The following is a 14,371-nucleotide window of genomic DNA, read 5'->3' on the forward strand; positions in this document are numbered from 1 at the left end:
AAAAAAAGATCGAAAAAAACCTTGTGCAAAAATCACGGATCCCTATAATGCGCCTCCATCGACACGGCGGATGTGAATCACTTCACACAAACAGCCGGTTCGGTTGAAGAGAAAAATCCTGAAAATCAGGGTTGACTCTGAAAGAGGAAAGCGTAATATACGCCACCTCGCGACAGAGCGCTGAAGCGCGTCGCACTGCTCTTTAACAATTTATCAGACAATCTGTGTGGGCACTCGAAGATACGGATTCTTAACGTCGCAAGACGAAAAATGAATACCAAGTCTCAAGAGTGAACATACGTAATTCATTACGAAGTTTAATTCTTTGAGCATCAAACTTAAATTGAAGAGTTTGATCATGGCTCAGATTGAACGCTGGCGGCAGGCCTAACACATGCAAGTCGAACGGTAGCACAGGAGAGCTTGCTCTCTGGGTGACGAGTGGCGGACGGGTGAGTAATGTCTGGGAAACTGCCCGATGGAGGGGGATAACTACTGGAAACGGTAGCTAATACCGCATAATGTCGCAAGACCAAAGAGGGGGACCTTCGGGCCTCTTGCCATCGGATGTGCCCAGATGGGATTAGCTAGTAGGTGGGGTAACGGCTCACCTAGGCGACGATCCCTAGCTGGTCTGAGAGGATGACCAGCCACACTGGAACTGAGACACGGTCCAGACTCCTACGGGAGGCAGCAGTGGGGAATATTGCACAATGGGCGCAAGCCTGATGCAGCCATGCCGCGTGTATGAAGAAGGCCTTCGGGTTGTAAAGTACTTTCAGCGGGGAGGAAGGGGTTAAGGTTAATAACCTTAGCCATTGACGTTACCCGCAGAAGAAGCACCGGCTAACTCCGTGCCAGCAGCCGCGGTAATACGGAGGGTGCAAGCGTTAATCGGAATTACTGGGCGTAAAGCGCACGCAGGCGGTCTGTCAAGTCGGATGTGAAATCCCCGGGCTCAACCTGGGAACTGCATCCGAAACTGGCAGGCTAGAGTCCTTGTAGAGGGGGGTAGAATTCCAGGTGTAGCGGTGAAATGCGTAGAGATCTGGAGGAATACCGGTGGCGAAGGCGGCCCCCTGGACAAAGACTGACGCTCAGGTGCGAAAGCGTGGGGGAGCAAACAGGATTAGATACCCTGGTAGTCCACGCCGTAAACGATGTCGACTTGGAGGTTGTTCCCTTGAGGAGTGGCTTCCGGAGCTAACGCGTTAAGTCGACCGCCTGGGGAGTACGGCCGCAAGGTTAAAACTCAAATGAATTGACGGGGGCCCGCACAAGCGGTGGAGCATGTGGTTTAAATTCGATGCAACGCGAAGAACCTTACCTACTCTTGACATCCACGGAATTTAGCAGAGATGCTTTAGTGCCTTCGGGAACCGTGAGACAGGTGCTGCATGGCTGTCGTCAGCTCGTGTTGTGAAATGTTGGGTTAAGTCCCGCAACGAGCGCAACCCTTATCCTTTGTTGCCAGCGGTTCGGCCGGGAACTCAAAGGAGACTGCCAGTGATAAACTGGAGGAAGGTGGGGGATGACGTCAAGTCATCATGGCCCTTACGAGTAGGGCTACACACGTGCTACAATGGCATATACAAAGAGAAGCGACCTCGCGAGAGCAAGCGGACCTCATAAAGTATGTCGTAGTCCGGATCGGAGTCTGCAACTCGACTCCCGTGAAGTCGGAATCGCTAGTAATACGTGGATCAGAATGCCACGGTGAATACGTTCCCGGGCCTTGTACACACCGCCCGTCACCCCATGGGAGTGGGTTGCAAAAGAAGTAGGTAGCTTAACCTTCGGGAGGGCGCTTACCACTTTGTGATTCATGACTGGGGTGAAGTCGTAACAAGGTAACCGTAGGGGAACCTGCGGTTGGATCACCTCCTTACCTTAAAGAACCTGCCTTTGTAGTGCTCACACAGATTGTCTGATGAAAATTAGCAGTAAGAAATCTCTGCAGGCTTGTAGCTCAGGTGGTTAGAGCGCACCCCTGATAAGGGTGAGGTCGGTGGTTCAAGTCCACTCAGGCCTACCAAATTCCTTCTGATACCGCGTTGTGTCTCAGACGGATTAAGGTGAACGAGATGACTTCGATGGGGCTATAGCTCAGCTGGGAGAGCGCCTGCTTTGCACGGCAGGAGGTCTGCGGTTCGATCCCGCATAGCTCCACCATTACTTACTGCAAAAACACCAAGAAAACTTCAGAGTGTACCTGAAAAGGTTCACTGCGAAGTTTTGCTCTTTAAAAATCTGGATCAAGCTGAAAATTGAAACGACACACTGTGTCTGTTCTCCGTAATAAGAACAGATAAGCGGTGTGTTCGAGTCTCTCAAATTTTCACAACACGATGTGTTTTACGAAACACCTTCGGGTTGTGAGGTTAAGCGACTAAGCGTACACGGTGGATGCCCTGGCAGTCAGAGGCGATGAAGGACGTGCTAATCTGCGATAAGCGTCGGTAAGGTGATATGAACCGTTATAGCCGGCGATTTCCGAATGGGGAAACCCAGTGTGTTTCGACACACTATCATTACGTGAATACATAGCGTAATGAAGCGAACCGGGGGAACTGAAACATCTAAGTACCCCGAGGAAAAGAAATCAACCGAGATTCCCCCAGTAGCGGCGAGCGAACGGGGAGCAGCCCAGAGTCTGAATCAGCATGTGTGGTAGTGGAACGGTCTGGAAAGTCCGACGGTACAGGGTGATAGTCCCGTACACAAAATCGCATGTGGTGTGAACTCGAAGAGTAGGGCGGGGACACGTGGTATCCTGTCTGAATATGGGGGGACCATCCTCCAAGGCTAAATACTCCTGACTGACCGATAGTGAACCAGTACCGTGAGGGAAAGGCGAAAAGAACCCCGGCGAGGGGAGTGAAAAAGAACCTGAAACCGTGTACGTACAAGCAGTGGGAGCCTCTTTTATGGGGTGACTGCGTACCTTTTGTATAATGGGTCAGCGACTTATATTCTGTAGCAAGGTTAACCGAATAGGGGAGCCGAAGGGAAACCGAGTCTTAACTGGGCGTTAAGTTGCAGGGGTATAGACCCGAAACCCGGTGATCTAGCCATGGGCAGGTTGAAGGTTGGGTAACACTAACTGGAGGAACCGAACCGACTAATGTTGAAAATTAGCGGATGACTTGTGGCTGGGGGTGAAAGGCCAATCAAACCGGGAGATAGCTGGTTCTCCCCGAAAGCTATTTAGGTAGCGCCTCGTGAACTCATCTTCGGGGGTAGAGCACTGTTTCGGCTAGGGGGTCATCCCGACTTACCAACCCGATGCAAACTGCGAATACCGAAGAATGTTATCACGGGAGACACACGGCGGGTGCTAACGTCCGTCGTGAAGAGGGAAACAACCCAGACCGCCAGCTAAGGTCCCAAAGTCATGGTTAAGTGGGAAACGATGTGGGAAGGCACAGACAGCCAGGATGTTGGCTTAGAAGCAGCCATCATTTAAAGAAAGCGTAATAGCTCACTGGTCGAGTCGGCCTGCGCGGAAGATGTAACGGGGCTAAACCATGCACCGAAGCTGCGGCAGCGACACTATGTGTTGTTGGGTAGGGGAGCGTTCTGTAAGCCGTTGAAGGTGGCCTGTGAGGGTTGCTGGAGGTATCAGAAGTGCGAATGCTGACATAAGTAACGATAAAGCGGGTGAAAAGCCCGCTCGCCGGAAGACCAAGGGTTCCTGTCCAACGTTAATCGGGGCAGGGTGAGTCGACCCCTAAGAGCGAGGCCGAAAGGCGTAGTCGATGGGAAACAGGTTAATATTCCTGTACTTGGTGTTACTGCGAAGGGGGGACGGAGAAGGCTATGTTGGCCGGGCGACGGTTGTCCCGGTTTAAGCATGTAGGCGGAGCGTTTAGGTAAATCCGGACGCTTACTAACGCTGAGGTGTGATGACGAGGCACTACGGTGCTGGAAGTAACAAATGCCCTGCTTCCAGGAAAAGCCTCTAAGCATCAGGTAACACAAAATCGTACCCCAAACCGACACAGGTGGTCAGGTAGAGAATACCAAGGCGCTTGAGAGAACTCGGGTGAAGGAACTAGGCAAAATGGTGCCGTAACTTCGGGAGAAGGCACGCTGATATGTAGGTGAAACGACTTGCTCGTGGAGCTGAAATCAGTCGAAGATACCAGCTGGCTGCAACTGTTTATTAAAAACACAGCACTGTGCAAACACGAAAGTGGACGTATACGGTGTGACGCCTGCCCGTGCCGGAAGGTTAATTGATGGGGTTATCCGTAAGGAGAGAAGCTCTTGATCGAAGCCCCGGTAAACGGCGGCCGTAACTATAACTGGTCCTAAGGTAGCGAAATTCCTTGTCGGGTAAGTTCCGACCTGCACGAATGGCGTAATGATGGCCAGGCTGTCTCCACCCGAGACTCAGTGAAATTGAACTCGCTGTGAAGATGCAGTGTACCCGCGGCAAGACGGAAAGACCCGTGAACCTTTACTATAGCTTGACACTGAACACTGGTCCTTGATGTGTAGGATAGGTGGGAGGCTTTGAAGTGTGGACGCCAGTCTGCATGAGCCAACCTTGAAATACCACCCTTTAATGGCTGGTGTTCTAACGTAGACCCGTAATCCGGGTTGCGGACAGTGTCTGGTGGGTAGTTTGACTGGGGCGGTCTCCTCCTAAAGAGTAACGGAGGAGCACGAAGGTTAGCTAATCCTGGTCGGACATCAGGAGGTTAGTGCAAAGGCATAAGCTAGCTTGACTGCGAGAGTGACGGCTCGAGCAGGTGCGAAAGCAGGTCTTAGTGATCCGGTGGTTCTGAATGGAAGGGCCATCGCTCAACGGATAAAAAGGTACTCCGGGGATAACAGGCTGATACCGCCCAAGAGTTCATATCGACGGCGGTGTTTGGCACCTCGATGTCGGCTCATCACATCCTGGGGCTGAAGTAGGTCCCAAGGGTATGGCTGTTCGCCATTTAAGTGGTACGCGAGCTGGGTTTAGAACGTCGTGAGACAGTTCGGTCCCTATCTGCCGTGGGCGCTGGAGAATTGAGGGGGGCTGCTCCTAGTACGAGAGGACCGAGTGGACGCATCACTGGTGTTCGGGTTGTCATGCCAATGGCATTGCCCGGTAGCTAAATGCGGAAGAGATAAGTGCTGAAAGCATCTAAGCACGAAACTTGCCCCGAGATGAGTTCTCCCTGAGACTATAAGTCTCCTGAAGGAACGTTGAAGACTACGACGTTGATAGGTCGGGTGTGTAAGTGTAGCGATACATTGAGCTAACCGATACTAATGAACCGTGAGGCTTAACCTTACAACGCCAAAGGTGTTTTGGCGAAGAGACATCAGATTCAGCTTGATACAGATAAGATTAACCGGCGAAAAGCGGGTTAATAAACAGAATTTGCCTGGCGGCTGTAGCGCGGTGGTCCCACCTGACCCCATGCCGAACTCAGAAGTGAAATGCCGTAGCGCCGATGGTAGTGTGGGGTCTCCCCATGCGAGAGTAGGGAACTGCCAGGCATCAAATTTAGCGTGCTGATATGGCTCAGTTGGTAGAGCGCACCCTTGGTAAGGGTGAGGTCCCCAGTTCGACTCTGGGTATCAGCACCACTTAATTCGGTTAAAGTTCGGTGCAGTAAAAAAGAATTTGTCTGGCGGCTGTAGCGCGGTGGTCCCACCTGACCCCATGCCGAACTCAGAAGTGAAACGCCGTAGCGCCGATGGTAGTGTGGGGTCTCCCCATGCGAGAGTAGGGAACTGCCAGACATCAAATCAAAGCGAAAGGCTCAGTCGAAAGACTGGGCCTTTTGTTTTATCTGTTGTTTGTCGGTGAAAGCTCTCCGGAGCAGGACAAAATCGTCGGGAACGATTTTGAACGCCGTTTACGGCGGCCCCGCAGGGGCGAGTATCAGGATGATACGAGTACTATGGAGTCGGGAGCGGATTTGAACGTTGCGCAGCAACGGCCCGAAGGGTGGCGGGCAGGACGCCCGCCATAAACTGCCAGACATCAAATAAGAAGAACCCCGGTCCGCAAGGTCCGGGGTTTTTTGCGTTTGTTAGCCTGATAAGCGCAGTGACATAAGGCGGGACAAGTGCTCGAATTTTGCCGGATAGTGGCGTAAACACCTTATCCGGCCAACGGGTCTTGCCAGGCATTAAATTATGCAAAATTAATGCAGTACCTGCGACAAAAACGCGCGGGTGCGCTCTGATTTTGGTTGGGAGAAAAATTCCTCCGGGGGTGCCTGTTCAACAATTTCACCACGATCCATAAAGATCACCCGGTCAGCTACCGTTCTGGCAAACCCCATTTCATGCGTCACACACAGCATCGTCATCCCGGACTGCGCCAGGCCAATCATGGTATCCAGTACCTCTTTCACCATTTCAGGATCCAGAGCTGAGGTAGGTTCGTCAAAAAGCATAATTTTTGGTTTCATGCACAGTGAGCGCGCAATCGCCACGCGTTGTTGCTGGCCACCCGATATTTGTCCCGGGAATTTATGCGCATGTTCAGCGATCCGTACCCGTTCCAGATAAAGCATCGCCAGCGCTTCAGCCTCTTTCTTTGGCATTTTATGAACCCAAATCGGTGCGAGCGTGCAATTTTGCAAAACCGTCAGGTGAGGAAACAAATTGAAGTGCTGGAACACCATCCCAACTTCCTGCCTGACACGCTCAATATTGCGGATGTCTTCATTGAGTTCAATTCCATCCACGATGATACGTCCTTGCTGATGCTCCTCCAGATGGTTAATACAGCGGATGGTGGTTGATTTACCTGAGCCGGATGGCCCACAAAGTACAATTCGCTCGCCTTGCTTCACATTCAGATTGATATTTTTCAGGACATGAAATTGCCCGAACCATTTGTTGACGTTTTCCAGCGTAATCATCGCGTCGGCAGGTTGGATTAATAATTGGCTCATAGATTCCTCAGTGCGGCGTACGCCCGGTGTTAAAACGTTTCTCCAGATGCTGGCTATAGCGAGACATGCTGAAACAGAAAACCCAGTAAATCAGAGCAGCAAAAACATATCCTTCGGTCGACATGCCCAGCCAGGCGGGATCGACAGTGGCCTGCTGCACGCTGCTAAACAGATCAAACAGGCCGATGATGATCACCAGACTGGTATCTTTAAACAGTGCAATGATGGTGTTCACAAGCCCTGGGATCACCATCTTCAACGCTTGCGGAAGAATGACGAGCCCCTGGGTTTTCCAGTAACCCAATGCCAGAGACTCCGCTGCTTCATACTGGCCTTTTGGTAACGCCTGTAATCCCCCGCGCACCACTTCTGCGACATAGGCGGACTGGAACAGAATTACGCCTACCAGTGCCCGGATAAGTTTGTCGATGCTGGTACCTTCCGCCATGAAGAGCGGTAGCATGACTGAAGACATAAACAGTACGGTAATCAGGGGGACGCCACGCCAGAATTCAATAAAAATGACGGACAGTACGCGAACGACCGGCATATGAGAACGGCGGCTTAGCGCCAGCAAAATCCCTAATGGCAGCGCCCCCGCGATGCCCACCGAGGCAATAATCAGGGTCAGGGTTAACCCGCCCCACTGCCGTGTTTCTACTCGATTAAGCCCCAAAACACCGCCATACATGAGCCACCAGACAACGATAGGGTAGATGACGGCCCAAACCGCAATATAGCGCCCGCGATGTGGTATCGATCTCCAGAACATAGGGGCAATGGAGAGCAGGCCGATGAGTAATGCAAGATTGATACGCCAGCGCTGTTCATGTGGATAGAGCCCATACATAAACTGACCAAAGCGCTCATGGACAAACACCCAACAGGCGCCTGCTTTTGTGCAATCACCCCGGGTGGAACCTACCCAGTTAGCCTGCAAGAATGCCCAGTTCAGTAGAGGGGGAATGAGTTCCCACATGAGCCATAGGCAAAAAATCGTCAGCAGACTATTGGACCAACTGGAAAATAAATTCTTACGGGCCCACAGCACTGCGCGGCCTGCGCCGTTACTGGCGGGGCGCGGGGGATGAGACAGCAGAGCTTTTGTCATCATGATTCCTTAGCGCTCTATCAGTGCGATACGGCGGTTATAAATGTTCATCAGCAGTGATATAGACAGGCTGATAATGAGGTACACAGACATGGTAATGGCGATAGTCTCAATGGCTTGCCCCGTCTGGTTGAGAACCGTCCCGGCAAACAGCGACACCATGTCCGGGTAGCCAATGGCGGCGGCAAGCGAAGAGTTTTTGACAATGTTCAGATACTGGCTGGTCAGTGGCGGAATGATCACGCGCAGCGCCTGAGGAATAATGACCTGGCGTAACGTCACCGTATTTGGCAGACCCAATGAACGTGCCGCCTCATGTTGACCATAAGGAACCGCCTGAATACCGGCCCGAATAATTTCTGCAATAAATGCGGAGGTATACACTGATAACGCCAGAGTCAGCGCGGCCAACTCGGGAATGAGAGCCATTCCCCCCCGGAAGTTAAACCCACGTAATTCCGGTACGTTCCAGTGAAGCGCAGCGCCAAAAATCCAGTGCGCCATCATGGGGAACAAGACGATCAATGCCATCGCCGTCGGCCAGGTTCTGCGTAACTGACCTGTTTTTATCTGGTGCATTTTGTTGAAGCGAAATAGCCCAACGGACAACGCGGCGGCAAACAGGATTGCAAGGCAAAACGCGAACAGACCTTCCCCTGGCAATGGGGATGGGATATAGAGCCCCCGGTTGCTCAGAAAGACCAGATCCAGCGCACTGACGGCCTGACGCGGCCCCGGAAGATTGCGCAGTACGGCAAAGTACCAAAAGAAGATCTGCAACAGGGGCGGGATATTGCGGAAGGTTTCGATGTAGAGGGTGGAAAGTTTGCGTAATAGCCAGTTATCCGAGAGGCGAGCAAGCCCGAGAAAGAAACCGAGAAATGACGCGAATACAATGCATAATGCGGAAACTAAAAGCGTATTGAGCAATCCGACGATAAATACGCGACCATAGGTATCGCCCTGTTCGTAATCGATCAGGTGCTGGACGATACCGAATCCGGCACTGCGATCGAGAAAAGCAAACCCTGAGGTAATGCCCCGGTTGCCTAAATTATTAATGGTGTTATGTATTAAATAGATAGCAACGCTGACAACCACGATGACGGCGAGTATTTGAAATAACCAGGCGCGTACCGCAGGGTTAGAAAAGGATAACGTTCCTTTTACGGGGGGGCGGCGATGGAACATAGAAAAACCTCGGAAACCATGACTCTTGGCTGAGCGCCGCCTGGTCGCGGCGCCCGTTACATCACATCGGATTAGCGTACGGGAGGGGCATACTGAATGCCGCCGTTGTTCCAGAGATTATTCTGACCACGTTTGATCTTCAGGGGGCTTTCCGATCCCACGTTACGTTCAAAGATCTCCGCGTAGTTCCCCACTTGCTTAATGACGTTGTAAGCCCATTTGTTATCGAGCTTAAGATCCTTGCCGTAATCCCCTTCTTTACCCAGCAGATGCGCCATATCAGGTGTTGCCGGGTTAGCGGCTTTTTCATCTACGTTCTTCGAGTTCACGCCCATTTCCTCAGCGTTCAGCATGGCAAAGAGCGTCCAGCGGACGACAGAGAACCACTCATCGTCGCCACGGCGAACGACAGGTCCCAGCGGTTCTTTTGAAATGACTTCCGGCAACACTATCCATTCAGTCGGATTGCTGAGTTTGATCCTCAGGGCATACAGTTGAGACTGGTCGGAAGCTAATGTATCGCAACGACCTGATTCCAGCGCTTTGGCTGATTCGTCAGAGCGGTCGAAAGTCACCGGTGTGTATTTCATGTTATTGGCCTTGAAGTAATCGGCCACATTGAGTTCAGTATCGGTTCCCGCCTGGATACAAACGGTCGCACCGTCCAGCTCTTTGGCGCTCTTCAGGTCTGCTTTATTATGCGTAAGGAAACCGATGCCATCGTAGTAAGTCACACCGGTGAAAGACATGCCCATGCCGGCGTCGCGGGAAGAGGTCCAGGTGGTATTGCGGGATAACATATCAACTTCGCCAGACTGCAACGCAGTAAAACGTTCTTTTGCCGTGAGCGGGGTGTATTTTACTTTTGTATCATCGCCAAATACTGCGGCGGCGACACCACGGCAAACATCGACATCAATACCCGAAAATTTACCGTTCGCGTCAGCGTAAGAAAAACCAGGCAGGCCGTCACTGATACCACATTGTACGAAACCTTTTTTCTTCACAGCATCCAGAGTTGCTCCGGCATGTGCCTGATTTGCAACCGCAAGCAGCACGCCGGCTGCAGCTACGCTGGCTATCATCATCTTTTTCATAATGCATCCTGTGGCGAAATTATTGTTATTGAGAGACGTTCTGGAAACGCCTTTTACCTGTCTGTGGCTCTGGCCATACTCTTTTAAGCAAAGGTGGTGCCAGGTTTTGCGTTCGAATCTCTAACGCAATATGTCTGAGTGTAGACAGGAAAAAATAAATGCAGCGCCCTGAAATGGTGCGAAATTGAAACGTAAGCCACATTTTGGAGCAAAATATTTAAATTTCAGGTGATGTGTTGAATAATGATTTCGGGCGTGAAAATTGACAGGGTAAGAATGTAGAAAAAATGAGGATAGTTGCGAGAGTTTTGGTTGCTAAATTTATCGCTGTACTCTGTAAGTAAAACGAATAATTAAAAATCAGGGATTAAAACGAAGCCAACATTTTGTCTTATATGAAGATTATTTCTTTGACGTTAAAAGCGCGGCAATGCCGCGCTTTTAACATTTATTTGGACAGCGCGATGATCCCCATCGTCATGCCAGCCACGGCGGCAGCCCCTACGGCGACAGCCCCTGCAGTTTCCCAGTTATCCTGAGTGGTCCCCTTCATACAGGTATTGGTATGAACCAGACGGCCCTGATCATCATACACGGGTACGCAAGGGGAATCATGTGCACAGCCCGCCAGTAATGCGGCGAGCAATGTCACTGAAATTAATCTTTTCATGGTGTTACCTCAAAAATAAACGTTTCGCGAAATACAGCAAAGACAAATGCCAGGCCATCTGCGAACTCGTGGTTATTTTACCACCACTTAAAAAGCGGCTGGCATAGGGAATAATCTCAATTCGTGTGAATTGTAAACATAATGGAGAAACAAGCCGGTTGAGAGAACGTTATCGGGATGAAATAGAGAAAAATAAATGACTATCTGTTTAATAAATAAGGAGGAGATTATTTTGTAAAAAGACGCCCGGAGGCGCCTTTATTTACAAATTAATCGTGATGTCGGTTGAAGCGGCGTTTCACCACGACGAAGAACACAGGCACAAAGAAGATGGCCAGCAATGTCGCCGTAAGCATCCCTCCCATCACGCCTGTTCCTACCGCATTTTGCGCACCGCTACCGGCACCATGACTGATAACCAATGGCATAACCCCCAGAATGAAGGCGAGGGATGTCATCAGAATAGGACGCAGACGCATACGTGATGCTTCGAGCGTTGCTTCAATTAATCCGCGCCCCTCTTTTTCCATCAGATCCTTGGCAAACTCGACAATCAAAATGGCGTTTTTGGCTGAAAGCCCGATCGTCGTTAGCAGGCCAACCTGGAAGTACACGTCATTGTTCATTCCGCGAAGCGATGCCGCCAGAAGCGCACCGACCACACCGAGCGGTACCACCAGCATGACCGAGAATGGAATGGACCAGCTTTCATACAGTGCGGCAAGACAGAGAAAGACCACGATTAACGAGATTGCATACAGTGCGGGTGCCTGGTTTCCAGAAAGACGTTCCTGGTATGACATACCCGTCCAGTCGTGGCCAATCCCACCTGGGAGTTTGGCTGCCAGACTTTCCATCAGTACCATGGCCTCGCCCGTACTTCTGCCAGGCGCTGCTTCACCCAGCAGTTCCATTGACGGCATACCATTGTAGCGTTCCAGACGCGGCGAACCATATACCCAGTGCGCTGAACTGAAGGTTGAGAACGGCACCATTTCGCCATTTGCGCTGCGCACATAGAAATTATTGATGTCGCTGGGCAGCATGCGGAACGGCGCATCCGCCTGTACGTATACTTTTTTCACCCGACCGTGATCGATAAAGTCATTCACGTAGGTGCCACCGAGCGCGGTGGAGATCGTCTGGTTGATATCGGACAGACTCACACCCAGCGCTTGTGCTTTTTCCTGATCGATTTCCAGCTTGAATTGCGGGGTATCTTCCAGGCCATTAGGACGCACACGTACCAGCAAATCCGGATGTTCTTTCACCATGCCCAATAGCTGATTTCGCGCATTGGTGAGTTCTGTATGGCCGAGGTTGGCCTGGTCGATCAACTCAAAGTCAAAACCCGTTGCCGTACCTAATTCGATAATGGCTGGGAGGTTAAACGGAAATACAAGCCCGTCTTTGATCTGGCTGAAGGCTTTAGTCGCACGCACCACGATCGCACCTACGCCATTTTCTTCTCCAGAGCGCTCTTCCCATGGTTTAAGACTAATAAAGACGATACCGGAGTTTTGCCCCTGACCGCTGAAGCTGAATCCATTGACGGTGAAGACGGACTCAACGTTGGCTTTTTCCTGTTTCAGATAATAATCCTGAATTTGATCCAGAACTTTTTGTGTACGATCCTGCGTCGCGCCTGCCGGTAGCTGTACCATCGTCATGAAAACGCCCTGATCTTCCTCTGGAAGAAAGGAGGTTGGCAGCCGCAGGAACAGGATGGCCATTCCACCGACAATAAGGACATACACCAACAGATAACGTCCTGTCTTGCGTAGAATACCGCTCACGCTGCTGCTGTAGTGATCAACGCTCTTATCAAATAGCGCGTTAAACCAGCCGAAGATGCCGCCTTTCTTTTCGTGATGTTCGCCAGATGCCGGTTTGAGCAACGTGGCGCAAAGGGCAGGGGTCAGAATGAGCGCGACAAGCACTGAAAGCGCCATCGCAGACACGATGGTCAATGAGAACTGGCGATAAATTGCGCCTGTCGATCCACCGAAGAACGCCATCGGGACAAACACCGCAGAGAGCACCATCGCAATACCGACCAGCGCACCCTGTATCTGTTCCATGGATTTCTGCGTTGCCTCTTTCGGCGGCAGCTTATCTTCCACCATCACGCGTTCGACGTTCTCTACCACTACGATGGCGTCATCAACCAGCAAGCCGATGGCGAGAACCATCCCGAACATCGTCAGGGTATTGATCGAAAATCCGAAGGCTGCCAGCACGGCGAATGTGCCCAACAGAACGACCGGCACAGCGATGGTTGGAATTAACGTGGCGCGCAGGTTTTGTAAAAACAGATACATGACCAGGAAGACAAGGATAATGGCTTCAAACAGTGTCTTCACCACTTCGTGAATCGAGATTTTTACAAAGGGGGTGGTGTCATACGGGTAAACGACCTTTAAACCTTGCGGGAAAAAAGGCTGTAATTCGGCGAGTTTTGATTTGATCGCCGCAGCCGTATTCAGCGCATTGGCGCCGGTTGCCAGCTTAATCCCCAGACCTGTCGCCGCCTGACCATTAATTTTGGTCACCATATTGTAGTTTTCGCCGCCGAGTTCAATACGGGCCACCTCTTTGAGGTGGACCATCGAACCATCCTGGTTCACCTTCAGCGTGATACGACCAAACTCCTCCGGTGTTTTCAGCCGCGTCTGAGCAATGATGGATGCGTTCAACTGCTGATCTGCTATGGAGGGGGTTCCCCCTAACTGACCTGCAGCAATCTGGTTATTCTGCGTTTTTAGCTGATTGATAACGTCCAGCGGCGTGAGTTGATACTTATTCAGCGCGTTGCTGTCGAGCCAGATACGCATGGCATACTGCGCACCAAACAGTTGCACGTCACCCACGCCCGAGGTGCGGCTGATGGCATCCTTGACGTTAGACGCGACATAATCGGAAATGTCATCCTGCGTCAGACTCTTGTTGTCGGAAACGAATCCCGCCACAAGAAGGAAGCTGCTGCTGGATTTTTCGACGCTAATGCCCTGCTGTTGTACTTCCTGAGGCAGGAGAGGCATGGCCAGTTGCAGTTTGTTCTGCACCTGAACTTGCGCAATATCAGGGTCGGTGCCGGACTGGAATGTCAGCGTGATCGTCACGCTTCCGGAAGAGTCGCTGGTGGATGACATATACATCAGGTTATCGATGCCATTCATATTTTGTTCGATAACCTGGGTCACCGTGTCCTGCACGGTTTGTGCATCCGCGCCTGGGTAAGTCGCGGAAACAGCAACTGCTGGGGGCGCAATGGTGGGGTACTGCGCAACAGGTAGCTGTATTATTGCCAGGGCGCCGGCCATCATCAGAATGATAGCCAGTACCCAGGCAAAGATAGGGCGATTAATAAAAAAATTAGCCATGTCCTGTT

At 51.3% G+C, this 14,371-nt stretch carries 6 protein-coding genes, 3 tRNA genes and 4 rRNA genes; 7 read left to right on the top strand and 6 right to left on the bottom strand.

All coding sequences use genetic code 11. From position 1 onward, the window contains the following. Positions 1-340: 340 nt before the first annotated feature. The 7 genes from P2W74_RS02010 (at position 341) to rrf (P2W74_RS02040) (ending at position 5,745) form a co-directional block, all read left to right on the top strand. Positions 341-1,888: ribosomal RNA gene (locus P2W74_RS02010) — 16S ribosomal RNA — on the top strand. 70 nt (positions 1,889-1,958) lie between these two features. Next, positions 1,959-2,035: transfer RNA gene (locus P2W74_RS02015), tRNA-Ile, on the top strand. Between the two features lie 60 nt (positions 2,036-2,095). Further along, positions 2,096-2,172: transfer RNA gene (locus P2W74_RS02020), tRNA-Ala, on the top strand. Between the two features lie 207 nt (positions 2,173-2,379). Continuing rightward, positions 2,380-5,290, top strand: a 23S ribosomal RNA gene (locus P2W74_RS02025). Positions 5,291-5,383: 93 nt separating this feature from the next. Further along, positions 5,384-5,499: ribosomal RNA gene (gene rrf, locus P2W74_RS02030) — 5S ribosomal RNA — on the top strand. A 14-nt stretch (positions 5,500-5,513) separates the two neighbouring features. Next, a tRNA-Thr gene (locus P2W74_RS02035) sits at positions 5,514-5,589 on the top strand. Between the two features lie 40 nt (positions 5,590-5,629). Beyond that, positions 5,630-5,745 (top strand): 5S ribosomal RNA (gene rrf / locus P2W74_RS02040). Together the 16S, 23S and 5S rRNA genes with 3 tRNA genes alongside form the textbook arrangement of a ribosomal RNA operon. 407 nt (positions 5,746-6,152) lie before the next feature. On the opposite strand, the gene P2W74_RS02045 is transcribed toward rrf (P2W74_RS02040), so the two are convergent. The 6 genes from P2W74_RS02045 to P2W74_RS02070 form a co-directional block, all read right to left on the bottom strand. Next, entirely contained in the window at positions 6,153-6,911 is a 759-nt protein-coding gene (locus P2W74_RS02045; RefSeq protein WP_276293696.1) for an amino acid ABC transporter ATP-binding protein, read from the bottom strand. Between the two features lie 7 nt (positions 6,912-6,918). Then, complete coding sequence (locus tag P2W74_RS02050; RefSeq protein WP_276295112.1) at positions 6,919-8,022, bottom strand: amino acid ABC transporter permease; 1,104 nt, start codon at positions 8,020-8,022, stop codon at positions 6,919-6,921. 9 nt (positions 8,023-8,031) lie between these two features. Then, positions 8,032-9,213: an amino acid ABC transporter permease gene (locus P2W74_RS02055; protein WP_276293697.1), complete on the bottom strand. Its 1,182-nt coding sequence runs from the start codon at positions 9,211-9,213 to the stop codon at positions 8,032-8,034. A gap of 71 nt (positions 9,214-9,284) precedes the next feature. Then, positions 9,285-10,310 carry an amino acid ABC transporter substrate-binding protein gene (locus P2W74_RS02060; protein ID WP_276293698.1) on the bottom strand — a complete coding sequence of 342 codons (1,026 nt, stop codon included), beginning with the start codon at positions 10,308-10,310 and terminating at the stop codon, positions 9,285-9,287. A gap of 448 nt (positions 10,311-10,758) precedes the next feature. After that, positions 10,759-10,980, bottom strand: coding sequence for a lipoprotein (locus P2W74_RS02065; protein WP_276293699.1), 222 nt, complete (start codon positions 10,978-10,980; stop codon positions 10,759-10,761). Between the two features lie 269 nt (positions 10,981-11,249). Next, entirely contained in the window at positions 11,250-14,363 is a 3,114-nt protein-coding gene (locus P2W74_RS02070) for an efflux RND transporter permease subunit (protein ID WP_276293700.1), read from the bottom strand. Positions 14,364-14,371: the final 8 nt, after the last annotated feature.

The organism is Citrobacter enshiensis (assembly GCF_029338175.1).
Taxonomy (GTDB): Bacteria; Pseudomonadota; Gammaproteobacteria; order Enterobacterales; family Enterobacteriaceae; genus Citrobacter_D; species Citrobacter_D enshiensis.

Coding starts and splice junctions, on each gene's coding strand:
- P2W74_RS02060 (WP_276293698.1), bottom strand. CDS start 10,310: ATGAAAAAGATGATGATAGCCAGCGTAGCTGCAGCCGGCGTGCTGCTT.
- P2W74_RS02065 (WP_276293699.1), bottom strand. CDS start 10,980: ATGAAAAGATTAATTTCAGTGACATTGCTCGCCGCATTACTGGCGGGC.
- P2W74_RS02055 (WP_276293697.1), bottom strand. CDS start 9,213: ATGTTCCATCGCCGCCCCCCCGTAAAAGGAACGTTATCCTTTTCTAAC.
- P2W74_RS02045 (WP_276293696.1), bottom strand. CDS start 6,911: ATGAGCCAATTATTAATCCAACCTGCCGACGCGATGATTACGCTGGAA.
- P2W74_RS02070 (WP_276293700.1), bottom strand. CDS start 14,363: ATGGCTAATTTTTTTATTAATCGCCCTATCTTTGCCTGGGTACTGGCT.
- P2W74_RS02050 (WP_276295112.1), bottom strand. CDS start 8,022: ATGACAAAAGCTCTGCTGTCTCATCCCCCGCGCCCCGCCAGTAACGGC.